This window comes from Clostridium sp. B9 (assembly GCF_050509515.1).
GTDB lineage: Bacteria > Bacillota > Clostridia > Clostridiales > Clostridiaceae > Sarcina.
On record NZ_JBNWKA010000003.1, the window covers coordinates 875,764 to 900,480 of the forward strand.

13 protein-coding genes, 1 tRNA gene, 3 rRNA genes, 1 pseudogene and 2 riboswitches are annotated in these 24,717 nt (G+C 33.4%); of the genes and pseudogenes, 17 read left to right on the top strand and 1 reads right to left on the bottom strand.

Features of this window, described 5'->3' with window-relative positions:
• Window positions 1–39: 39 nt before the first annotated feature.
• From ACQZHJ_RS03955 to ACQZHJ_RS03965, 3 genes and pseudogenes are all read left to right on the top strand, one after another.
• Window positions 40–705 (top strand): isochorismatase family cysteine hydrolase, encoded by a 666-nt coding sequence (locus tag ACQZHJ_RS03955; RefSeq protein ID WP_430484249.1) that lies wholly within the window; start codon window positions 40–42, stop codon window positions 703–705.
• Window positions 706–814: 109 nt separating this feature from the next.
• Window positions 815–2,296: a glutamate/gamma-aminobutyrate family transporter YjeM gene (gene yjeM, locus ACQZHJ_RS03960; protein ID WP_430484250.1), complete on the top strand. Its 1,482-nt coding sequence runs from the start codon at window positions 815–817 to the stop codon at window positions 2,294–2,296.
• A 312-nt stretch (window positions 2,297–2,608) separates the two neighbouring features.
• Window positions 2,609–2,668: riboswitch (Fluoride riboswitch) on the top strand.
• 84 nt (window positions 2,669–2,752) lie between these two features.
• Window positions 2,753–4,057, top strand: a pseudogene (locus ACQZHJ_RS03965) (voltage-gated chloride channel family protein); the annotation flags it as partial.
• 552 nt (window positions 4,058–4,609) lie between these two features.
• On the opposite strand, the gene ACQZHJ_RS03970 reads toward ACQZHJ_RS03965, so the two are convergent.
• The gene (locus tag ACQZHJ_RS03970; RefSeq protein WP_430484251.1) at window positions 4,610–5,821 is read right to left on the bottom strand and encodes an ammonium transporter; all 1,212 of its coding nucleotides are present in this window, start codon (window positions 5,819–5,821) and stop codon (window positions 4,610–4,612) included.
• A 295-nt stretch (window positions 5,822–6,116) separates the two neighbouring features.
• Between ACQZHJ_RS03970 and glsA the strand changes: the two genes are divergently transcribed.
• The 14 genes from glsA to ACQZHJ_RS04040 all read left to right on the top strand — a co-directional run bounded on the left by glsA (window position 6,117) and on the right by ACQZHJ_RS04040 (window position 24,266).
• Window positions 6,117–7,040: a glutaminase A gene (glsA, locus tag ACQZHJ_RS03975; protein WP_430484252.1), complete on the top strand. Its 924-nt coding sequence runs from the start codon at window positions 6,117–6,119 to the stop codon at window positions 7,038–7,040.
• A gap of 116 nt (window positions 7,041–7,156) precedes the next feature.
• A complete protein-coding gene (gene gadC / locus ACQZHJ_RS03980) occupies window positions 7,157–8,743 on the top strand; it encodes a glutamate:gamma-aminobutyrate antiporter (protein ID WP_430486859.1) in 1,587 nt (528 codons plus the stop codon).
• Between the two features lie 237 nt (window positions 8,744–8,980).
• Window positions 8,981–9,697 carry an MgtC/SapB family protein gene (locus ACQZHJ_RS03985; RefSeq protein ID WP_430484253.1) on the top strand — a complete coding sequence of 239 codons (717 nt, stop codon included), beginning with the start codon at window positions 8,981–8,983 and terminating at the stop codon, window positions 9,695–9,697.
• A 433-nt stretch (window positions 9,698–10,130) separates the two neighbouring features.
• A 16S ribosomal RNA gene (locus tag ACQZHJ_RS03990) occupies window positions 10,131–11,643 on the top strand.
• 192 nt (window positions 11,644–11,835) lie between these two features.
• Window positions 11,836–14,741 (top strand): 23S ribosomal RNA (locus ACQZHJ_RS03995).
• Window positions 14,742–14,798: 57 nt separating this feature from the next.
• Window positions 14,799–14,916: ribosomal RNA gene (rrf, locus tag ACQZHJ_RS04000) — 5S ribosomal RNA — on the top strand.
• The 16S, 23S and 5S rRNA genes sit together here with 1 tRNA gene alongside, the layout of an rRNA operon.
• A gap of 6 nt (window positions 14,917–14,922) precedes the next feature.
• Window positions 14,923–14,997, top strand: a tRNA-Glu gene (locus ACQZHJ_RS04005).
• A gap of 374 nt (window positions 14,998–15,371) precedes the next feature.
• A complete protein-coding gene (gene sfsA, locus ACQZHJ_RS04010; RefSeq protein ID WP_430484254.1) occupies window positions 15,372–16,064 on the top strand; it encodes a DNA/RNA nuclease SfsA in 693 nt (230 codons plus the stop codon).
• A gap of 203 nt (window positions 16,065–16,267) precedes the next feature.
• On the top strand, window positions 16,268–16,807 hold the full coding sequence (locus ACQZHJ_RS04015; RefSeq protein ID WP_430486860.1) for an NAD(+) diphosphatase: 540 nt from the start codon (window positions 16,268–16,270) through the stop codon (window positions 16,805–16,807).
• A gap of 285 nt (window positions 16,808–17,092) precedes the next feature.
• Window positions 17,093–17,263: riboswitch (Lysine riboswitch) on the top strand.
• Between the two features lie 134 nt (window positions 17,264–17,397).
• Window positions 17,398–18,693, top strand: coding sequence for a diaminopimelate decarboxylase (gene lysA / locus ACQZHJ_RS04020; RefSeq protein WP_430484255.1), 1,296 nt, complete (start codon window positions 17,398–17,400; stop codon window positions 18,691–18,693).
• Window positions 18,694–19,091: 398 nt separating this feature from the next.
• Window positions 19,092–19,313, top strand: a complete 222-nt coding sequence (locus ACQZHJ_RS04025) for a DUF3006 domain-containing protein (RefSeq protein WP_430484256.1) — start codon at window positions 19,092–19,094, stop codon at window positions 19,311–19,313.
• Window positions 19,313–19,843: a signal peptidase I gene (gene lepB / locus ACQZHJ_RS04030; RefSeq protein ID WP_430486861.1), complete on the top strand. Its 531-nt coding sequence runs from the start codon at window positions 19,313–19,315 to the stop codon at window positions 19,841–19,843. The genes ACQZHJ_RS04025 and lepB overlap by 1 nt, the downstream gene beginning before the upstream one ends.
• 24 nt (window positions 19,844–19,867) lie before the next feature.
• Window positions 19,868–21,988 (top strand): ATP-dependent zinc metalloprotease FtsH, encoded by a 2,121-nt coding sequence (gene ftsH / locus ACQZHJ_RS04035; RefSeq protein WP_430484257.1) that lies wholly within the window; start codon window positions 19,868–19,870, stop codon window positions 21,986–21,988.
• A 160-nt stretch (window positions 21,989–22,148) separates the two neighbouring features.
• Window positions 22,149–24,266, top strand: a complete 2,118-nt coding sequence (locus ACQZHJ_RS04040) for a HelD family protein (protein WP_430484258.1) — start codon at window positions 22,149–22,151, stop codon at window positions 24,264–24,266.
• Window positions 24,267–24,717 lie beyond the last annotated feature (451 nt).

Sequence of the window (24,717 nt, forward strand, 5' to 3'; positions counted from 1 at the left end):
CTTAATTAATAACTATATTATGAATTTGGGGGGATTAACATGATTAATAAAGACGTTTTGTTAAAAGAAAGCAATGATATGATGGAAGGAATCTATGAAAGGTTTAAGGGATTAGAAAAACTAGATTTAGATAATTTAAATCCAGAAAAAACATTAGTTTTAATAGTTGATATAAATAAAGGATTTGCAAAATCTGGAGCGTTATATAGTCCAAGAATAGAAGCTTTAGTTAAACCAATAAGTGATTTAGCAAAAGCTTCTTTAGAAAGAGGGATTAAAGTTAAAGCATTTACAGATTATCATACAGAAGAATCAATAGAATTAAAAGCGTACCCAAAACATTGTATGGAAGATAGTGATGAATGGGAGTTAGTTGATGAACTAAATCTAGAGGGAATAGAGGTTATAAAGAAGAATTCAACAAATGGATATTTAGAAGAAAAGTTTGTTTTAGAGGAAGAGGAAATAGATAATATAATAATAGTAGGCGATTGTACAGATATATGTATTTATCAATTAGCTATAAGTCTTAGAGCAGATTTTAATAGAGTTAATAGAAGTGGAGAAATATTTGTGCCAAAAAATCTTGTAGATACTTTTGATATGGAGATGCATAGAGCAGAATTTTTAAATTATATATTCTTAAATTCAATGATGGACAATGGAATTAAGGTTGTTAGTGATATAGAGATAAAAAGAGTGTAAAACATATATAATATTTATATAGAAAACTTGCCAAATATTGCTTAAATAAATAATGGGCTAATTAGTAAAACTAGATAAAAAGTATAACTTATGATGAGGAGCTGGTTTTATGGGTGACAAACAGGGTAAGCTTAATTTGAGTCAATTAGTTCTTATGATATTTACGACAGTATTTGGTTTTGCTAATATGCCAAGAGCATTTTATTTAATGGGATATGGAGCAATATTATGGTATGTTTTAGCTGCTGTAGCCTTCTTAATTCCTTTTGCATTTATGATTGCAGAGTATGGAGCTGCCTTTAAAACAGAAAAAGGTGGAATATATTCATGGATGGAAAAATCCGTAGGAGAGAAGTATGCTTTTGTTGGAACATTTATGTGGTATGCTGCCTATTTAATATGGATGGTTAATATATCATCAAGTATATGGATACCTTTATCTAATGCAATAACAGGTAAGGATACAACAAATACTTGGGGATTTTTAGGATTAAATTCAACTCAGAGTTTAGGGGTTTTAGGATGTGTACTGATAATTGTTATAACAGCCATAGCTACAAGAGGTATAGATAAAATTAAAAAAGTTACTAGCACTGCAGGTATTTTTGTAATGCTATTAAATGTAATTTTAATTTTAGGGGCAATAATTATTTTTGTTTTAAATGATTTTACCTTAGCACAACCTATAAGCACATCTATGGATTTTATTAATTCTCCAAATCCAGATTATCAAAGTGTGATTTCTATTCTTTCATTTTCTGTTTTTGCTATATTTGCTTATGGTGGAATAGAGGTTGTTGGAGGATTAGTTGATGAAACGGAAAATCCAACAAGAACATTTCCAAAAGGAATAATACTAGCAGCAACTGTAATAGCTATTGGATATTCTTTAGGAATATTAATGTGTGGAGTATTTACAAATTGGAATGATGCTTTATCATTTAAAACTGTACATATGGGTAATGTTGCATATGTATTAATGAGAAATTTAGGATATCAATTAGGATTAGCATTGGATTTAGCAGAGTCTACTGCTTTAAACTTAGGATTATGGATATCAAGATTTGTAGGATTATCAATGTTCTTTGCTTTAGTTGGAGCATTCTTTACAGGGGTTTATTCTCCATTAAGACAATTGATAGAAGGGACTCCAGAATCAGTTTGGCCTAAGAAAATAGCCGAGCTTGAAGATGGTGTGCCAAGAAATGCAATGATAGCTCAATGTATTATAGTTGTTGTAATAATTTTATTAGTATCATTTGGTGGAGAGGGAGCATCAAGATTCTTCTCAAAACTTGTACTTATGACTAATGTTGCAATGACAATTCCATATATGTTTATAGCAGGGGCCTTCTATTCATTTAAAAGAAAGAAGGAAATTGAGAAGCCTTTTGAAATATACAAAGGTGAAGGCATAGCTTTGATAGGAACAATAGCAACAGTGTTTGTTGTTGGATTCGCTAATGTATTTACAATAATATCACCAGCAATAAATGGAGATTGGAGTTCAACACTGTGGATGATAGCAGGCCCTATATTCTTTTCTTTAGTTGCACTAATAATATATGGAAGATCAAAAAGAGTAAGATAAGTTAAAATGGTTGTTGAAAACATAGCATATTATTAAATCTTGCAAACATATTTTGAAAATTACTAGACTGTATAGTATCATTATATTGTTTGCAAGCTTTATTAAAAAGTTATTTAATAAGCTTAATTGGTATACAAGTAAAAACTTCTTAAGTACCTACCTTCATTATTTTCTATCACTCCAATATTTAAAAATCTTTTTGTTTAATAAAATACTATAATTGGATTATATAACAAATAAATACATGATTAAAGAAGAGTTATTAAATTAAATGTAGACAAGTATTCATAATTATGTTACTATTTTAAAGTAATTTTTACGGGCGATGGAGTTCGCCATTAAATGCTTTATGCTAATGACTCCTACAAAGTACAAACCATAATTATATGCTTTTGTATTTTGTAGGGGTCATTTTTTGTTTAAAAACCCCAATTAGTAGACTAAAGGAGAAGATTAATGAAGTATAAGTCGGAACAAAGATTTAATAAGTTAAGAAACAGCAATAGTAGTATTCTTTTTGGAAGAACATTTATAAAGTGGGTTCTTATAGGAAGTTTGATAGGTGTTTTTATAGGAGTAGTAATAGCATTCTTCTTAAAAAGTCTTGAATGGGCTACTGAGTATAGAATGGAACATGGATGGTTACTATTTTTATTGCCTTTGGGTGGAGCATTAGTAAGTTTCTTATATTACAAATATGGTAGAAATTCAGTTAAAGGTAATAACCTAATTATTGAAAATATAAATGATTATTGTGGAGATGTTCCTTTGCGTATGGTTCCTCTAGTATTCTTTGGAACTGTTGTAACTCATTTATTTGGAGGATCAGCAGGTAGAGAGGGAACTGGTGTTCAGATTGGGGCAAGTATTGCAGAAACTATAGGTGAAATATTTAAGTTGAATAAAGAAGATTCAAAGATAATGCTTATGGCTGGGGTTGGTGGCGGTTTTGCTGCTATATTTGGAACTCCGCTAGCAGGGACGGTATTTGGATTAGAAGTAGCTATTTTAGGAATGATGAGCTATGAAGCCTTAATACCAAGTTTCTTTGCAAGTATTGTTGGTAATGAAGTGGTTAAAATGCTTGGTGTGCATCATTCACATTATGAAGTTTTTGGAGTTCCTGAAATAACTGTTTTAGTAATTCTAAAAGTAATAATAGCTGCTATATGTTTTGGACTAGCTAGTAAATTGTTTAGTCAATTAACACATAAGTTAAAAGATGTATTCTCAAAAGGATTTGAAAATACATCTATAAAAAGCTTTGTTGGAGGATTAGTAGTTATAGCTTTAGTATATATTGTAGGAACTAGAAAATACCTAGGACTAAGTTTACCTTTATTATCTGAAGCATTTACTGGGCATGTTGCGCCTTTAGATTTCCTTGGTAAATTAGGATTCACAGCAATTACATTAGGCGCTGGATATCAAGGGGGAGAAGTTACTCCATTATTTGTTGTAGGTGCCACTTTAGGAAACACTTTATCAGGAATACTACATTTATCTCCATCATTCCTGGCAGCATTAGGATTAGTTGGGGTGTTTGCTGGTGCTACTAATACACCGATAGCATCATTTATTTTAGGTATAGAAATGTTTGGTGCAGAGGCGGCTCCATATTTATTCATGGCTTGTGCTATAAGTTATATTTTCTCAGGACATACAGGGATATATAGCTCACAAAAGATTGGCGTAAGTAAAAGTCATTTAATAGAATTTCCTAAACATACAACACTTTCTACATATAATAAGAAAGAAAAAAATAGTGGTGTAGGAGTAAATTGTTGCATTAAAGAATCAAAACATAAAGAAGAAGATAATAATGAACACAGTATAGTAGCTGGGCAAATAAAAAGACATAAAGCTATCATGCACTTAGATTGTGAAAAGGGAGAGAATACTTATTATATAGAAGTAAAAGGTGGAAAAATAAATCTTTGTCATAATTCATATAATCCAGATGGTGGACATTGGACAGCACCCCCAATTCATGGTGGAAAAATAATAAGAGAGCTTTTTGAAGGGATGAATAAAATAACTTTACATATAGGTGAGCATTTAGGAGAAATAGATAAAGTTAAAATAATAAATAAATCAATATTTAAGGATGTTAAGGTTAAAGTTACTTCAGCTAAGCAATATGAGAGTAAAATAGAAAATAAAGAGTTACAAGAATTATCTAATTAAAATACCCCTATTAAATAAATATAGTTATATTTATTTAATAGGGGATTTTAGTTTGAAATGGAGAACCATTAAAAACACAATATTAGGTGAGATACTAAAACTAAATATGAAGATTAGTTTTATTTATTATTCCCAATATGCATCTTCTCCTAATAAAGAGTTATCTAGTCCTCTAAGTTGTTCTTTTTTTGTTGTTTTTATAGGACAAATTTTATCAATTATTTTTAATAATAAGAATGTTACAACAAATGAGTATGTTGCTACTATTGCAACTCCTAAAAGTTGAATTAAAAATTGATGAAATCCTCCTTGAACTTTGTTTACAGCTAAGCTAGCAAATATTCCTACTAGTAAACTTCCAGTAAGTCCACCCATACCATGAACACCCCAAACATCAAGGGCATCATCCCATTTCATTTTGTTTTTAATATGGATACTAAAGAAACAAACAATTGGACCAACTATGCCTATAATAATTGCAGCTCTAGGATCAACATAACCTGCACATGGAGTTATTGTTGCTAATCCTGCAACTGCACCTGTAAGCAAATCGGTAAATAGTAATTTCTTATTTATTATTATAGATATTATCATCCAAACTATCATAGCAACAGAGGCTGCAATAGCTGTATTTATGAATGCTGCTGCGGCAATTTCATTTGCAGCAAGAGCTCCACCAGTATTAAATCCAAACCAACCAAACCATAATAGTCCAGTTCCTATAGCAACTATTACTAAATTATTAGGATCTAATTTTTCTCCAGGTTTAATAAATCTTTTTCCTAAATATATTACTGAGGCAAGAGCTCCAAAACCAGCACTAACGTGAATTACAGTTCCACCGGCAAAATCTATAAAGCCTAATTTACTTAGGAAACCGCCTCCCCAAATCCAATGACAAGCTGGTATATAGATTAATAGTGTCCAAAAAATTAATATTAATATGTAACCTTTTAAATTAAGTCTATCGGCAAAGGCTCCAGTCATTAAAGGTGCTGTTATTACAGCGAACATTAATTGATAAGCAAAAAACATAACAAATGGTATGCTAGCACCATAGTTAATATTAGGAGCTAAACCAACTGACTTCATAGCGAAGAATTGATTAAAACTTCCTATAATTCCGAAATGATCAGCTCCATAAGCTAAACTAAATCCTCCAAATATCCATATTAGAGTTACGATTCCCATTGATATAAAGCATTGCATCATCATAACAACAACATTTTTCTTTCTAACTAATCCACCATAAAACAAGGCTAAGCCTGGTGTCATTAAACAGACTAGCGCGGTACAGATGATCATAAATGCAGTATCACCATTATTAATTACATTCATAGTATATTTTCTCCTTTCTGAAATTACTTAAAATGTATCTATTAATAAATTATAGTATTTTTGGAGGTGATTTTAAATGATAAAAGTTAATAAATTGTTAATTAAATTTACAAAAAATACATTTTGAGTAATTGCAGTTAGTTTAAATTCATTTTCTTTTAAAAAAAGTATAATTTTGGAACGTTATTAGTAAAAAAATAAGGTTAAAATTATAGAAGTTAAAAATTTTGACTTTTGATTTTGAAAATGTAAAGTGATTATAATGGTTACAACGATAGATTTAAGAGGTGATTTTATGGACATAAATTTAGAAAAACTAGTCCAAGAAAACAAAAAATATATAAAGGAGGGACACGTTGCTACATATATACCAGCATTAGCAGAAGTTGATCCTAATCAATTAGGTGTTTGTATTTATGATTTAGAAGAGGGTAAGCAATATTCAGCAGGTGACTGTGATGTTAGATTCGCAATTGAAAGTATATCAAAAGTACCTACATTAATTCTTGCAATATTAGATAATGGAATAGAAAAAGTATTTTCAGAAGTCGGCACTGAACCATCTGGATTTGCATTTAATTCAATAATGAATATGCAAATAAACCATAAAAATAAACCATCAAACCCATTTATTAATGCAGGGGCTATAAAGGTAGTATCATTACTTAAAGCAAAAAATGATGAGGAACGTTTTGCAAGAATTTTAGATTTCTATAAAAAAGTAATGAATGATGATGGTATTACATTAAATACTGAAATTTATTTATCTGAAAAAGAAACTGGTGATATAAATAGATCACTTGCTTATTATATGAAAGGTAATGGAATTATGGAAGGCGACGTGCCAGATATATTAGATTCATATTTTAAACAATGCTCAGTTTCAGTTACTGCTAATGGATTAGCAAATTTAGGAGCCGTTTTAGCTAACGAAGGTGTTATGCCTTGGAATGGTGAAAGATTATTTTCCATAGAAACAGCAACCGTTGTTAAATCACTTATGACTACTTATGGATTATATGATGAATCAGGAACTTTTTCAGTTCATGTAGGTTTACCATCTAAGAGTGGTGTTGGCGGAGGAATATTATCTGCTGTACCTAATAAATGTGGTATAGGATTATTTAGCCCAGCATTAGATGTACCTGGAAATAGCGTAGCTAGTATTAAATTACTTAAAGAAATAACAGATAAATTAAAACTAGATATATTTAGATAAGGAATAAATTAGGTTTAAATATATTTAGACTTATCTAATCTAAATATATTTAAACCTATCTTATTATAAAAAGATAGAAAGAAGGCTTAAAAATGGATAGTAAAAGCAATGGTTTAATGCCACAGAATCCAGCAAGTACCAAAAAAACATTAACTTTATTTGGATTCTTCTCTATGACTGCTTCTATGGTTATGGCAGCATATGAATACCCAACTTTTGCAACATCAGGATTTACTTTGGTATTTTATTTATTAGCAGGTGGACTTTTATGGTTTATACCAGTAGCATTATGTGCTGCTGAAATGGCAACTGTAGATGGATGGCAAACAGGTGGGGTATTCTCTTGGGTAGGAAATACTCTTGGAGAGAAATATGGGTTTGCAGCTATAGCATTTCAATTTTTTGAAATATCTATAGGATTTGTAACAATGCTTTATTTTATATTAGGAGCATTTTCTTATGTTTTTGATTTTCCAGCTCTTAATACTGATCCTATGATAAAATTCATAGGTGCTCTAGTAGTATTTTGGATTATAACATTTACACAATTAGCAGGAACAAAATATACTGCAATAATTGCTAAAGTCGGATTTGTTGTAGGTATAGTAATACCTTCAATTATATTATTTGGATTATCAGTAGCATATGTTATATCAGGTAATCCAGTACATGTTAAGTTTAGCGCAGATACATTCTTCCCAGACTTTACAAAACTAAATACAATGGTTATATTCGTTTCATTTATACTTGCTTATATGGGAGTTGAAGCATCAGCAACTCATGCAAATGAAATGAAAAATCCTAAGAAGGAATATCCATTAGCTATTTTAATTTTAGTAATATGTGCAATTTTCTTAGATACAGTAGGTGGATTATCAGTAGCTGCTGTTATACCACAATCTGAATTAAATTTAAGTTCAGGAGTTATACAAACATTCCAAGCTTTAATATCTCATTTTACTACAAATGGAGATTGGATTGTAAAAATAATATCATTAATGATAGCTTTAGGAGTAAGTGCAGAAGTAAGTTCATGGGTTGTAGGACCTTCAAGAGGTATGTATGTTGCTGCACAAAAAGGAATACTTCCAAAAGTATTCAGAAAAGTTAATAAACATGATGTTCCAACACCATTAATAATGGTTCAAGGAGTAATAGTTTCAATATGGATAGGTATATTAACATTTGGTGGCGGTGGTAATAACGTATCATTCTTGACTGCTATGTCACTTACTGTTGTTGTTTATTTAATAACATACTTCTTATTCTTTATAGCTTATTTCAAATTAGTATTAAAGAAAAAAGAATTAAAGAGAGCTTATCAAATACCAGGCGGAACAGTTGTTAAAATGATAGTTTCAATTGTAGGGTTTATAATGTCTTTATTTGCATTCTTTATATCATTTGTACCACCATCATCATTAAATGGAAGCGGAGCTAAAGAATATGAAACTATATTAATAATATGCTTTATAGTAGTATTAATAATTCCATTTGCTATTTATGCAATTCATGACAAAAGTTCACATAAAACAATAAAAGACCCAGTTGTTATGAGTCATGATGAAGTAAGTAAATTTACACCACCAGCAGCAAGAGGTCAATATAAAATTCAACCAGAACCAGAAGATTATTTAGATCAATCACCTAATGGTTCAAATAAAAATAATAGTTCTAACACCAATAATACCTCAAAAAAATAGTTTAATAAAAAATAAAAGCCTTATATTAAGAAGTTTCTTAATATAAGGCTTTTGTTTTTTTATAAGTTTAATTATTTTTTTATAGATAGTGAAATTTTAATGTTTAATTAAAGATGATTTTATAGTTATAGTCAAATTAAAAATAACTATTATTTGAAAAATTTGAAATGATAACAACTTAATAGGAAGATATGAGCATATTTTTATATTAGATAGGAATTAAAGTAGGAGATTTATATGATATGTTATTTAACAGATAAGGAGATTATTATTAGGTTACTTTTAGCAACTATTTTCGGAGGGATTATAGGATATGAACGGGAATATAAAAATAGAGCTGCAGGATTTAGAACTCATATATTAGTATGTGTTGGAGCCTCTATAGTTTCATTAATAGAAATAGAACTAGGACAAGATGCTTTGGAATTAGTAAGTGGAAGTTATTATGCTAAAGATATAATAAAAGTAGATTATGCTAGATTAGGAGCACAGGTTATTTCTGGAATAGGGTTTTTAGGGGCTGGGACTATATTGCAAAACAAGGGCTCTGTAAAGGGATTAACGACAGCAGCATCTTTATGGGCGGTTGCATGTATTGGTCTTGCTATAGGTATGGGATATTATAATCTTGGGGTAATGGGATCGCTATTCATATTTATAACATTAGCAATACTTAAGAAGTTTCAAGATAAGTTTATAACTAAAGCTGGGGATAAGAGGCTTGAGATTTTTTATAAAAAAAATTATCAAGTTTTAGAATTTATAGATAATATTTTTACACAAAAAGGAGTTAAGATTACAAGTATAGAGTTTCAAGGAGGATATATAGACGAATTTGAAGTAAAAAGAGCTATATATAGAATAGATTTGCCTAAATATGTTGAGGTTGGTGAAGTTATAAACAAACTAAGTATAAATGATGGAATAATAAAGATAAGTGAATATATTGACTAAAAAGATTTGTGCTTTTTTATATGGATATATATTATTTTACTTTATTTCTTAGATTTTTATGATTAAATATTAATACACAAAAGAAAACATATCCTAGCGTATCGGTATGCATTAAAGTATGTAAACATAAGAAAAAATAAGTAATTTAAATATAATTTCATTAAATGAATAAGTATCATATATTGATAAAGACAATATATGATAAGATAAAACACGTCGCTGAGATGCAAAACAGCAGTTTGGAATAAAACTTAAATCAAATTAAAAAAAGATAAAAGTTTTTAAAAAAAGTTGTTGACAAAGCATTGTGGTGATGATAAACTAAGGAAGTCGCTTAAGGGCGATGGAGAAGTGGTCTTTGAAAATTAAACAGAAGATATTAACATAAACCAGCAATTCTTTTAACAAGTAATATGAGTATAGATTAAACTTTTAAATTGAGAGTTTGATCCTGGCTCAGGATGAACGCTGGCGGCGTGCTTAACACATGCAAGTCGAGCGATGAAGTTTCCTTCGGGAAACGGATTAGCGGCGGACGGGTGAGTAACACGTGGGTAACCTGCCTCATAGAGTGGAATAGCCTTTCGAAAGGAAGATTAATACCGCATAACATTGAGAGATGGCATCATCATTCAATCAAAGGAGTAATCCGCTATGAGATGGACCCGCGGCGCATTAGCTAGTTGGTGGGGTAACGGCCTACCAAGGCGACGATGCGTAGCCGACCTGAGAGGGTGATCGGCCACATTGGGACTGAGACACGGCCCAGACTCCTACGGGAGGCAGCAGTGGGGAATATTGCACAATGGGGGAAACCCTGATGCAGCAACGCCGCGTGAGTGATGAAGGTTTTCGGATCGTAAAGCTCTGTCTTTGGGGAAGATAATGACGGTACCCAAGGAGGAAGCCACGGCTAACTACGTGCCAGCAGCCGCGGTAATACGTAGGTGGCAAGCGTTATCCGGATTTACTGGGCGTAAAGGGAGCGTAGGCGGACAATTAAGTGGGATGTGAAATACCCGGGCTCAACCTGGGTGCTGCATTCCAAACTGGTTGTCTAGAGTGCAGGAGAGGAGAGTGGAATTCCTAGTGTAGCGGTGAAATGCGTAGAGATTAGGAAGAACACCAGTGGCGAAGGCGACTCTCTGGACTGTAACTGACGCTGAGGCTCGAAAGCGTGGGGAGCAAACAGGATTAGATACCCTGGTAGTCCACGCCGTAAACGATGAATACTAGGTGTAGGGGGTCATACCTCTGTGCCGCCGCTAACGCATTAAGTATTCCGCCTGGGGAGTACGGTCGCAAGATTAAAACTCAAAGGAATTGACGGGGCCCCGCACAAGTAGCGGAGCATGTGGTTTAATTCGAAGCAACGCGAAGAACCTTACCTACACTTGACATCCCTTGCATTACTCTTAATCGAGGAAATCCCTTCGGGGACAAGGTGACAGGTGGTGCATGGTTGTCGTCAGCTCGTGTCGTGAGATGTTGGGTTAAGTCCCGCAACGAGCGCAACCCTTGTCGTTAGTTACTACCATTAAGTTGAGGACTCTAGCGAGACTGCCTGGGTTAACCAGGAGGAAGGTGGGGATGACGTCAAATCATCATGCCCCTTATGTGTAGGGCTACACACGTGCTACAATGGCTGGTACAGAGAGATGCAATACCGCGAGGTGGAGCCAAACTTTAAAACCAGTCTCAGTTCGGATTGTAGGCTGAAACTCGCCTACATGAAGCTGGAGTTACTAGTAATCGCGAATCAGAATGTCGCGGTGAATACGTTCCCGGGTCTTGTACACACCGCCCGTCACACCATGAGAGTTGGCAATACCCGAAGTCCGTGAGCTAACGCGTAAGCGAGGCAGCGGCCGAAGGTAGGGTCAGCGATTGGGGTGAAGTCGTAACAAGGTAGCCGTAGGAGAACCTGCGGCTGGATCACCTCCTTTCTAAGGAATACATCTTAGGATAACTAAGATGACAAAAAGAATCTGGATAATATCTCTGTTTAATTTTGAGAGACTATCTCTCAAAATTGTTCTTTGAAAATTGCACATAATAATTTAATTTATAGAAAACAACAAAGCCAAATTGGCAAACCAATTTCTATTCTTTGTAAAATGAGAACTATAACTAATATAGGTCAAGCTACAAAGGGCGCATGGTGAATGCCTTGGCATCAGGAGCCGATGAAGGACGTGATAAGCTGCGATAAGCTTCGGGTAGACGCACATAGTCTGAGATCCGAAGATTTCCGAATGAGGAAACTCACATGGGAAACCCCATGTATCCATAAGTGAATACATAGCTTATGGAAGGTAACCTAGGGAACTGAAACATCTAAGTACCTAGAGGAAGAGAAAGAAAAATCGATTTTCTTAGTAGCGGCGAGCGAAAGGGAAAGAGCCCAAACCGGAAACTTGTTTCCGGGGTTGTGGACAGAACATTAACGATTGGTAGGACGTAATCGAAGAGAGCTGGAAAGCTCCACCGTAGGAGGTAATAGTCCTGTAGATGAAACGGGAAACCAATTAGTTCTGATCCAGAGTACCACGAGACACGTGAAACCTTGTGGGAAGCAGGGAGGACCACCTCCCAAGGCTAAATACTACCTGATGACCGATAGTGAAGCAGTACCGTGAGGGAAAGGTGAAAAGAACCCCGGGAGGGGAGTGAAATAGAACCTGAAACCGTGTGCCTACAACCGTTCAAAGCCCCTTATGAGGGTGATGAAGTGCTTTTTGTAGAACGAGCCAACGAGTTACGGTATGTAGCAAGGTTAAGTACTTAAGGTACGGAGCCGAAGGGAAACCGAGTCTGAATAGGGCGACTAGTTGCATGCCGTAGACCCGAAACCGGGTGACCTATCCATGGCCAGGTTGAAGCGAGGGTAAAACCTCGTGGAGGGACCGAACCACGTTGCTGTTGAAAAAGCATGGGATGAGCTGTGGATAGCGGAGAAATTCCAATCGAACCCGGAGATAGCTGGTTCTCTCCGAAATAGCTTTAGGGCTAGCGTCGAGTATGAGTAGTGGAGGTAGAGCACTGAATGGGCTAGGGGGCATAGCGCTTACCGAACCTTATCAAACTCCGAATGCCACATACTATGAGCTCGGCAGTCAGACTGCGAATGATAAGATCCGTAGTCAAAAGGGAAACAGCCCAGATCGTCAGCTAAGGTCCCAAAGTGTAAGTTAAGTGGGAAAGGATGTGAGATTTCTAAGACAACTAGGATGTTGGCTTAGAAGCAGCCACTCATTAAAAGAGTGCGTAATAGCTCACTAGTCGAGAGATCTTGCGCCGAAAATGTAACGGGGCTAAACTTACCACCGAAGCTACGGGCTTGAATTTAATTCAAGCGGTAGGAGAGCGTCGTAATCGGGCTGAAGTCGTACCGTAAGGAGCGGTGGACTGATTACGAGTGAGAATGTTGGCATCAGTAGCGAGATGTGGGTGAGAATCCCACAGGCCGAAAACCTAAGGTTTCCTCAGGAAGGTTCGTCCGCTGAGGGTTAGTCGGGACCTAAGCCGAGGCCGAAAGGCGTAGGTGATGGACAACTGGTTGATATTCCAGTACCACTACCATCGTTATTATCGATGGCGTGACGCAGGAGGATAGTGTGTGCTAGCTATTGGATGCTAGTCTAAGCACTTAGGCAGTGAAAGTAGGCAAATCCGCTTTCATAATGCTGAGGTGTGATGGGGAAGGTTCTACGGAACCGAAGTACATGATTCCACGCTGCCAAGAAAAGCGTCTAGAGAGAGAAGTAGTGCCCGTACCGCAAACCGACACAGGTAGGTGAGGAGAGAATCCTAAGGCCGGCGGAAGAATTACAGTTAAGGAACTCGGCAAATTGACCCCGTAAGTTCGCGAGAAGGGGTGCCTACGAGAGTAGGCCGCAGAGAATAGGCCCAAGCAACTGTTTAGCAAAAACACAGGTCTCTGCTAAAGCGTAAGCTGATGTATAGGGGCTGACGCCTGCCCGGTGCTGGAAGGTTAAGGGGAATACTTAGCGCAAGCGAAGGTATGAACTTAAGCCCCAGTAAACGGCGGCCGTAACTATAACGGTCCTAAGGTAGCGAAATTCCTTGTCAGGTAAGTTCTGACCCGCACGAATGGCGTAATGACTTGGGCACTGTCTCAACTGTAAATCCGGCGAAGTTGTAGTGCGAGTGAAGATGCTCGCTACCCGCGATTGGACGGAAAGACCCCGTAGAGCTTTACTGTAGCTTAGCATTGAGTTTTGGTATTGTCTGTACAGGATAGGTGGGAGACTAGGAAACTAGGGCGTCAGCCTTAGTGGAGTCATCCTTGGGATACCACCCTGACAGTACTGAAATTCTAACTGGCGGCCATGAATCTGGTCACAGGACATTGTTAGGTGGGCAGTTTGACTGGGGCGGTCGCCTCCTAAAAAGTAACGGAGGCGCCCAAAGGTTCCCTCAGAACGGTCGGAAATCGTTCGAAGAGTGCAAAGGCAGAAGGGAGCCTGACTGCGACACCCACAAGTGGAGCAGGGACGAAAGTCGGGCTTAGTGATCCGGTGGTACCTCGTGGGAGGGCCATCGCTCAACGGATAAAAGCTACCTCGGGGATAACAGGCTGATCTCCCCCAAGAGTCCACATCGACGGGGAGGTTTGGCACCTCGATGTCGGCTCGTCGCATCCTGGGGCTGAAGTAGGTCCCAAGGGTTGGGCTGTTCGCCCATTAAAGCGGCACGCGAGCTGGGTTCAGAACGTCGTGAGACAGTTCGGTCCCTATCCGTCGCGGGCGTAGGAAATTTGAGAGGAGCTGTCCTTAGTACGAGAGGACCGGGATGGACTGACCTCTGGTGTACCAGTTGTTCCGCCAGGAGCACAGCTGGGTAGCTAAGTCGGGAATGGATAAACGCTGAAAGCATCTAAGCGTGAAGCCAACCTCAAGATGAGATTTCCCATAGCGTAAGCTAGTAAGATCCCTTGAAGAACACAAGGTTGATAGGTCGGGGGTGTAAGCATGGTAACATGTTCAGCTGACCGATACTAATAGATCGAGGGCTTGACCAAATTATAGTAAATTAAATTTGATTATGTGCAATTTTGAAAGAACAATCTTTCTAAATATCTGGTGATGATGTTCTTTAGGGTAACACCCGTTCCCATTCCGAACACGACGGTTAAGCCTTTAGAAGCCGATGGTACTGCACGGGAGACTGTGTGGGAGAGTAGGTGGTCGCCAGGTTAGTTTGGCCCCTTGGTCAAGCGGTTAAGACACCACCCTTTCACGGTGGTAACAGGGGTTCGATTCCCCTAGGGGTCACCATAAACTCGATAAACTAAGTTTATCGAGTTTTTTTATATTTAAAAATATTATTTTTATTTGATATTGATTCTAAAAATAATTAAAAAAGTTAAAGTGATTTAACTTTCTATGAATTTAATTCAATTTTAAAGTTATACATAGAAATTAAAAAAATTCGAAGTATAACTTATGAATAGGAAAATTTAGATACCTTGTTAAGGTGAGTGTTTTTATGTAGAATTATATTAATAGATTATTTTATAAATATTTTTAGTTAAAAATAAAATTAGATAAAAGTTATTATATATTATTAAAAATGATTTATTATAAAGTATATAATATTAAATTTTGAATGGATGTATTGATTAGATTAATTAATTAGAGGTTACAATAAGATGAAATATGGTAGTGTTATAGAAAAAGCAATATTTTTAAGAAGACCTAATAGATTTCAAGCGTATGTTAATTTAAATGGTGAAGAAATTTTAGTGCATGTTCCCAATACAGGAAGATGCAGAGAGATTTTAAAGGAAGGGTGTACGGTCTTACTAAGAAAAGGAACTACACCAAATAGAAAAACTCCTTATGATCTTATAGCAGCTTATAAAGGGGATATTTTGATAAATATAGATTCGCAAATTCCTAATAAGGTTGTTGAAGAAGCTCTTAAAAATAAGAAGATAGAAAAACTAGTTAAGTTTAAACACATTATGAGAGAAAAGACTTTTGGAAATTCTAGGTTTGATTTTAAACTACAAGATGATGAAGAGAATACATATTATTTAGAAGTTAAAGGTGTTACATTAGAGGAGAGTATGGAAGCAAGATTTCCAGATGCACCTACAGATAGAGGAAGAAAACATATTCTAGAACTTATAGAAGTTAAAAATATAGGAATGGGTGCAGGGATAATATTTTTAATTCAAATAGACAATGTAAATAAATTCTATCCTAATGATGAAACAGATCCTAAGTTTGGTGAAGCACTTAGATTAGCTAAATCTAAAGGTGTAGATATATTTTCATACAATTGTAGAGTAACTGAAGAAGAAATAGAGTTACTAAATCCTGTTGAAATAATACTATAGTTGCTTTAAAATAGCGCTAATAAAATAAATATAGAGTATTTGAGAATAAGAAAGGTGGTGAACTTTAGTTAAGTGTAGTAATGTTGAATAAAGTTTCTATTTAAGAGATTTAAGATATTCTTTGCTAAAGTGTTTTAGAAAAATATATGATTGATTTTAGTGAGAAATTCAGCGTTTTAATAAACTTTTCTAAAGGTATTTATATGAAGTTTAATTATTGTCCATTATGCGGTAAGAAGTTAGAACTTAAAGATAGTTGGGATGAAGGAATGGTTCCTTATTGCAGTGAACATGATATGATGTTTTTTGATTTACCAAAACCTTGTGTTGTGGTTGCTGTTATTAAAGGTGATGAGATAATTTTATTAAAACAAAGTTATATATACAAAGATTCAAAGGTTCTTATATCTGGATATGTAGGCATTGATGAAGAAGCAGAGGATACTGTTTACAGAGAGGTTAAAGAAGAAACCGGTATAACTGTTAGAGATGTGAAATATTTAGGTAGTGATTATGTAGAGGGAAAAGAATTGCTTATGCTTACATATATAGCTTATTATGAATCAGGAGAGATTAAAAAATCTACTGAGGTCGAAGGAATAGCTTGGTATAATATAGAGGATGCTCTTTGTGAACTCAATGAAGATAAAGTAGGAAAAAGAGTTGTTAGAAAAGTTTTAAAAGAAATTGGATATAAAGGAACAAAAGCTTTTAGATGTGAGAGTGGTAAGTGTAACTTATAAAAATTAATATATTACAAGACTTATATTTATATGTTTATATTATAAATATAAGTTTTTTTTATTTGGTTATGTTTTAAGTGAGTGTTGATTTAAAACATAGCTTTTTTATTAGTATAATAGTAGTTTGTTAAAATTTCTTTAGAGATAAAATGAAATTACTAATAATTAGAATGTACAACTATTTTTATTAATAAGTTTTTAAAATAGTGTTGCAATTTTTTTTTATATTTAGTAACATTATAGTCAAATATTAATATAATAATTATTGAATAAAGTAAGAAATAGGACCAAAGTAGAGGTGCTGTGATTAAGAGTAATCATATGGAGCTGACGAGTGATGAGATATGATGAAAGGGATCATAGCCGAAGGATTAGAGATGGTAGTCGATTTTCCTGGGGATATGTAAAATATACATATAACTGTCACTTTAAAAAAAGTGGAGTGCTACAAGGTACGCTAAGTTGCTATTTGAGCAGCAAAGGTGTTCCTTTGCTGCTTTATTTATTGGAATAAAATGCCAAACTGTCAGTAGCTTTGCATACTTTTATACTCTACCACTAAAATATTATAATTGTGTGGAGGATAAGATATGAAATTATTTGGAACAATGAGAGTTGAAGAAAATGAATTATACGTGGGAGGAGTTAAAGCAAGTGCTTTAGCAAAGGAATTTGGAACTCCTTTATATGTAATTGATGAGGAATTGGTTAGAAGCAATTGTAGAAGATATTATTCTTCTATGGAGTGTGAGAAAAGAAACAACAGAGTTACTTATGCAGGTAAGGCTTTTATAAATATGGCAATGTGCAACTTAGTGAATGAAGAAAATTTATATTTAGATGTAGTTTCAGGGGGAGAGCTTTATACAGCGTACAAAGCAGGATTTCCTTTAGAAAGAATATATTTTCATGGAAATAACAAATCAAGTTATGAGATAGACTTAGGAGTTAGACTTGGTATAGGCAGATTTATAGTTGATAATTTACATGAGTTAGAAACTTTAAATTCTATAGCTAAAGAATATGGAAGAGTTCAAAAAGTTTATTTAAGAATAACTCCAGGAGTTGAGGCTCACACACATGAGTATATAAAAACTGGACAGTTAGATTCAAAATTTGGATTCCCTGTAATTGGAGATACAGTATTTGATGTAGTTAAGCATGTATTAGATTTAGAATATGTTGAATTAAGTGGATTACATTGTCATATAGGATCACAAATATTTGAACTAGAACCTTTTGAAGATACAACTGAGATAATGCTTAATCTTATAAATGAAATAAAAGAAAGACTTGGATATGAAATAAAAGAGTTAGACCTAGGTGGAGGTTTTGGTATTTATTATACTGAAGGTGATGCACCAAGAGAGATTGAGGATTATTGTTCAACTATATTAAGAAAAGCCGAGGAAGTTTGTGAAAGATTAAATATGGAAGTTCCTATATTAAGTGTAGAACCAGGAAGAAGTATTATAGGAAATGCAGGATTTACTTTATATACTGTTGGGGCTATTAAGGAAATACCTAATATAAGAAAATATGTTAGTGTAGATGGTGGAATGAGTGATAATATAAGACCAGCTTTATATAGTGCTCATTATGAATCAATAATAGCTAATAGGGTTTATGATGAATCTAGAGAAACTGTAACAGTAGCAGGAAAATGTTGTGAATCAGGAGATGTTCTCCTAAATTCAATAGAAATGCCCAAAATGGAAACAGGGGATATTTTAGCAATAATGTCTACTGGGGCATATGGACATTCAATGGCTAATAATTATAATAGGATTCCAAAAGCTGCTGTTGTTAGTATTAACAATGGGGTTTCAAGGCTTATGTGTAGAAGAGAGACTTATGAGGATATGTTAAGAAATGAATATATTTAAGTAATAAAGATATGGTGGGTTGCATAGTAAATATAATATTATGCAATCTTTTTTATTTTTATATTGAAACAAAATTGCCAATAGTAAATTTAAAAATATTTTAGTAAATGTATTTAGAATATTAGATTAAAGTATATAATAAAAGAGAGAGAAAAAATGAATATAAAAGTAAAATAGACATAAAAAAGACATAAACTACTGGTAAAATTAAAGTAAAATAATTTTAAAAGTTGAGAGTAAAAGTATGAATTAAAGTTTACAAAGTTATGGTAATTTGTGATATACTTATATGTGACACTTTTAAATTAAACATTAGTATTTATGATTCTAAAGATGTTAAGGATTAATTTAGTTAAACTTTAATATTTCTTATATAATTTGATGATGAGGAGTATAAAATGAAGGAATTAATAGTCGATAGAATTGAAGAAAATTTTATTGTATGTGAAGATGAAAATGAAAGCATTTTGGAATTGAAAAGTGACGATGTAATAGGAGCTGTAAAAGAGGGGGATGTTTTAGTAAAAGGTAAAGAAGGTAAGTTTTTGGTAGATAAAGAACTTACAATAAGAAGAAGAAAAGAGATTGAAGATTTAATGAAAGGTATGTGGGAAGAATAATGGCAAAAAATGTAGCAAAGAAGAATTCATTCTTTTTTGATTGGATAATACCAATCTTAGCAGCCTTACTATTAGCCGCTTTGATTCATAAATTTGTACTGTTTAAGATTAAGGTTCCAACAGGTTCAATGATGCCAACAGTAGAGATTGGGGATCAATTATTTGTTACAAGAATTTATAATCCTTCCAATATAAAAAGAGGAGACATAGTAGTTTTCGAGTCAGATGAACTTCATGAACCACTTCTTAAACGTGTTATTGGGTTACCAGGTGAACATGTTGAGGTGAAAAGTGATGGTTCAGTTTACATTAATGGGGAGAAACTTCAAGAAGACTATGTTAAGTACCAAGGTGGAAAAACAGATATGTCTTTTGATGTTCCAGAAGGAAAGTTTCTTATGTTAGGTGACAACAGAGATAATAGTGATGACGCTAGATATTGGAAGAATCCATATATAGATGGGAAAGATATAGAAGCAAAAGCACAGATAACAGTATATCCTTTTAATAGAATTGGATTTGTAGAATAAACATTAGAAAAGGAGGAATGAGGTATGTTTAAAGATAAAAAAATACTTAAATATATTCTTATATATGGTATCATTGCATTTGGTATAGTATTAACTTTTAATATGGTTAAAGATGAGTTATTATATGAAAAAGTAGATTACAGTACTTTTATGCAGATGGTAGATAAGAAAGAAGTTAAATCAGTTAATTTTGTGGGAAATCAAATAGAAATAACTCCTTCTGATAGCAGTAAAGCAAAAGGAAAGATATTATATACAACTAACCCAGCAGTAGCTGGTATAACTCAACCTGATTTAATAAAAGATTTAACAGCAGCAGGAGTAGGCTTTAATGTTGCTAAGCCTGAAAACTATCAGTTTGTAGGTTTACTAATGTCATGGGTATTCCCATTATTACTTATTTTCTTCTTAGGAAGAATGATGTTCTCTAAAATGAATAATAAAATGGGTGGCGGAGTGATGTCATTTGGAAAGAACAATGCCAAACTTTATGCTGAGAATGAGACTGGAATAACATTTAAAGATGTTGCAGGTCAAGAAGAAGCTAAAGAGTCTTTAGTTGAAATAGTAGACTTTTTACACGATACAAGTAAGTATGTAGCTATAGGAGCTAAACTTCCAAAGGGTGCTTTACTAGTAGGGCCTCCAGGAACAGGTAAAACTTTACTTGCTAAAGCTGTTGCAGGAGAAGCTAAAGTACCATTCTTCTCAATGTCAGGTTCAGACTTCGTTGAGATGTTTGTTGGTATGGGTGCTGCAAGAGTAAGAGATTTATTCAAGCAAGCTGAAGAAAAAGCTCCATGTATAGTATTTATAGATGAGATTGATGCTATTGGTAAAAGTAGAGAAGGTTCAATTCAAGGTAATGATGAAAGAGAACAAACTCTAAACCAATTATTAACTGAGATGGATGGTTTTGATTCTTCAAAAGGAGTTGTTATATTAGCAGCTACAAATAGACCAGAGGTTCTAGATAAAGCATTATTAAGACCAGGTAGATTTGATAGAAGAATTATAGTTGATAGACCAGATTTAATAGGTAGAGAAGAAATATTAAAAGTTCACTCTAGAGATGTTAAATTAGCAGATGACGTTTCGTTAGAAGAAGTAGCAAAATCTACTCCAGGAGCAGTTGGAGCTGACTTAGCTAACATAGTTAATGAAGCTGCCTTAAGAGCAGTTAAACATGGTAGAAAAGTAGTTATCCAAGAAGACTTGGATGAAGCTGTTGAAGTTATCATAGCTGGTCAAGAGAAGAAGGATAGAATACTTTCACCAAAAGAAAAGAAAATTGTTGCTTATCATGAAGTTGGGCACGCATTAGTTGCTGCTTTATTAAATAATACAGATCCAGTTCATAAGATAACAATAGTACCTAGAACAATGGGGGCTTTAGGATATACAATGCAGCTTCCAGAAGAAGAAAAGTATTTAGTATCTAAAGATGAGATGATAGATCAAATATCAGTTATGCTAGGTGGTAGAGCTGCTGAAGAAGTAGTATTTAATACAATAACTACAGGTGCTTCAAATGATATAGAAAGAGCCACTCAATCAGCAAGAAATATGATTACTATTTATGGTATGAGTGAAAGATTTGATATGATGGCTTTAGAAGCTATGAGTAGTAGATATTTAGATGGTAGACCAGTAAGAAACTGTTCAGAAAGTACTGCGGCAATAGCTGATGAAGAAGTATTACAAGTAATTAAGAAGGCTCATGAAAAATCAATTAAGATATTAATTGAAAATAGAGAGTTATTAGATGAAATAACAAATGTTCTTTTAGATAAAGAAACTATCATGGGTGATGAATTCATGGAAATAGTTTATGGTAAGTATCCAGAAAAGAGAGAAGCTGATGAAAAAGCTAAACAAGAGATACAAAGCTTAAGAGAGCAAGCAATGGCTAAGAGAAAAGAAAAAGAAGAAGCCATAAAGAAGGCTAGAGAAGAAGCTTTAAGACTTGAGGAAGAAGAGAGAAAGCAAGCTGAGATGAAAGCTATGATTGAAGCTCAGCAAGAAGCAGCTAAATCTTTAGAAGCTTCAAAAGAGGACTCTTTAAACTTATCAAAGGATGAGATTGCTTCTGACTCTGAAGTAAAAAAAGACACTGATTCAACAAATAAAATTGATGGTGAATAATAAAATTAAAATGTGCATGAAGCTAAAACTTCATGCACTTTTTAACTTTTAAGTTTCAGACCATATTTTAGGTGAATGTTGATTTATAATTTAAAAATATGAAATCTTATTATTATAGTTGGGTATAATGATAAGAGAAATGTAGGAAAGGAAGATTCTAATGGCTGATAATAAAGATATAGAATTTTTAGTTGAAGAGAGAAAATTAGAGGAAGTTTCTAACATATTAAATGAAGAAATGCTTTCATATATAAATAAGAGAAAATTTGTAACTCAGTATATATTAGACTATAGAAAAAATGCTTTAGAAGAGTATAAAGATGATGAAGATAAGCTAATAGAGTATTTTGATCATGAGAGATATGTGAAAGAGCAGTCATTTACAACAATAGATAGAAAATTAAAAGAGTTAACAATATTAAAGGAATCTCCTTACTTTGGAAGAGTTACTTTCAATGATTTAGAGTTAGATCAAAAGGATACTTTATATGTTGGTAGATTTGGAGTAACTCCTGAGGGAAGTTATGAGCCAGTAGTTGTAGACTGGAGAGCACCAGTTGCATCACTTTTCTATCATGGGAGTTTAGGGGAAGCTACATATAATGCACCAGATGGAGCTGTAACTTGTGATATAGAAGGAAGAAGACAAATTATAGTTAAAAAAGGTGAGTTAAAAGGTGTATTTGATTCTGCTATAGATGTAAAAGATGATATATTACAAATGGTTTTAAGTAACAATAGTTCTGATAAACTTAAAGATGTAATTATGACAATACAGCAAGAACAAGATGAGATAATAAGAAAAGATAGAACTGCTAACATAGTTGTTAATGGAGTTGCAGGTAGTGGGAAGACTACTATAGCACTTCATAGGGTTGCATATCTTTTATATAATTATAGAAAAGAATTAGAGGATAAAGTTTTAATTCTAGGACCAAACGGAATATTCATGGAATATATTTCTCAAGTTCTTCCTAGTCTTGGAGAGGTTGGAGTTAAGCAAGAAACATTTGCTAGCTTTGCCTTAAAAGAAATGAAGGAAGATTTATATGTAATGAGCTTTGATAAGTACTTAGAAAAAATTCTTTCAAAAGATGAAGAATTCATAAATGATGCTACTTATAAGAATTCATATAACATAATAACTGATTTAGATAAATTAGTTTCAGATATGGATAAAACTTATTTTAATATTGAAGATGTAAAATATTTTGATGAAGTAGTGCTTTCAAAAGAAGAGATAGAGGAACTATTTACTAAGCATTATGGATACATGCCTTTATTCAGAAGAGTTGATAAGATTAAGAGAATAATATTATCAAAGATAAAGGATAAAAGAGATGAAAAAGTTTGGGAGCTTAATGAGGAATTAAGAAAAGAAAGAGAAAAGTTAACTCCAGAAGAACTTTTAATTGAAGAAAACAATCTAGAGTTTAGAAGAAAAATAAGAATAAGAGAAATAGTTAAAGAGGTTATGCACTCAAGAGCTGCTTTAGATAGTTGGATTTCAAGAGAGAGTATAGTTGATATATATGATAGGTTTAATGGAGAAAAAGGTGAATATACAATAAATGATTTAGCACCAATATTATATTTATCAATTAAGTTAGAGGGAAAGAAAGCTTCAAGAGATTACAGACATGTAGTTATAGATGAGGCTCAAGACTATTCACCACTTCAGTTTAAGGTTGTAAGAGAATTAACTGGAACTAAATATTTCACTGTGGTTGGAGATGTTAATCAAAGACTTGTTAAATATTTAGAAGTAGCTCCTATGATGGAACTAGAAAAGATATTTGATGATGTTATTCCAGAGATACACAATTTAAATACTAGTTATAGAAGTACTTATGAGATAATGGAGTATGCAAATAGATACTTAGACGAGGATAGAATTGTTCCACTTGTTAGACATGGTAAAGAAGTTGAATGGGATGAATTTGCTGATTCAGAAGCATTTACAGAAGAAATAGTAAATACTATTAAAGATTTTACTGCAGAAGGATTAGAGAGTATAGCTTTAATAACAAGGGATAAAGAAAGTCTAGAAAAAGTTTATGGTTTAGTTAGTAACAAAGTTCATTTAGTTAAATTTGATAATGAGGATGTATTATATAAAGGTGGAAATGTAATAATACCATCATATTTTGCTAAAGGTTTAGAATTTGATGGAGTTATAATAATTGATACTGAAACTAGTAAAGAAAATGAAGACTTAATAAAATACATTATGAGTACAAGAGCTCTTCATAGATTAAAAGAAATAGAATTAAAATAGAGTTTTTATGATTATAAGTGGTTATATCAATTGAATTTGATATAACCACTTTTTTGCTATTATTTAAGTTTAGGCTTTGTTTTAAGTGAGTGTTGATTTCTAGCTATCTCTTTAGACCTAACTTAATTTCGCAAAGAGTTTCTATTGTTTACTCCAGAATAATAGCTAAGGCTTTTAAACTTGCTTCGCTTCAAACAGAAAAAGCCTTTTAACGCTATTCTTCTTACATAAACAATGAAACTCTAATTCTCATTAAGATGGTCTTTCAGATATATCTAGAAATCAACACTGGTTTAAAATAAAGCCTAAGTTTAAAAGGGAGTCTTTAATACTTTTGAATATGATATTTTATCTAATATAATAAATTTAATTTAACATAATAATAAATTGTATAAAAAATCATAAAATATACAGTAAATCAATAAAATAAATTTATAAAAAATATTGTTTA

Coding starts and splice junctions, on each gene's coding strand:
- ACQZHJ_RS03955 (WP_430484249.1), top strand. CDS start 40: ATGATTAATAAAGACGTTTTGTTAAAAGAAAGCAATGATATGATGGAA.
- yjeM (WP_430484250.1), top strand. CDS start 815: ATGGGTGACAAACAGGGTAAGCTTAATTTGAGTCAATTAGTTCTTATG.
- ACQZHJ_RS03970 (WP_430484251.1), bottom strand. CDS start 5,821: ATGAATGTAATTAATAATGGTGATACTGCATTTATGATCATCTGTACC.
- glsA (WP_430484252.1), top strand. CDS start 6,117: ATGGACATAAATTTAGAAAAACTAGTCCAAGAAAACAAAAAATATATA.
- gadC (WP_430486859.1), top strand. CDS start 7,157: ATGCCACAGAATCCAGCAAGTACCAAAAAAACATTAACTTTATTTGGA.
- ACQZHJ_RS03985 (WP_430484253.1), top strand. CDS start 8,981: ATGATATGTTATTTAACAGATAAGGAGATTATTATTAGGTTACTTTTA.
- sfsA (WP_430484254.1), top strand. CDS start 15,372: ATGAAATATGGTAGTGTTATAGAAAAAGCAATATTTTTAAGAAGACCT.
- ACQZHJ_RS04015 (WP_430486860.1), top strand. CDS start 16,268: ATGAAGTTTAATTATTGTCCATTATGCGGTAAGAAGTTAGAACTTAAA.
- lysA (WP_430484255.1), top strand. CDS start 17,398: ATGAAATTATTTGGAACAATGAGAGTTGAAGAAAATGAATTATACGTG.
- ACQZHJ_RS04025 (WP_430484256.1), top strand. CDS start 19,092: ATGAAGGAATTAATAGTCGATAGAATTGAAGAAAATTTTATTGTATGT.
- lepB (WP_430486861.1), top strand. CDS start 19,313: ATGGCAAAAAATGTAGCAAAGAAGAATTCATTCTTTTTTGATTGGATA.
- ftsH (WP_430484257.1), top strand. CDS start 19,868: ATGTTTAAAGATAAAAAAATACTTAAATATATTCTTATATATGGTATC.
- ACQZHJ_RS04040 (WP_430484258.1), top strand. CDS start 22,149: ATGGCTGATAATAAAGATATAGAATTTTTAGTTGAAGAGAGAAAATTA.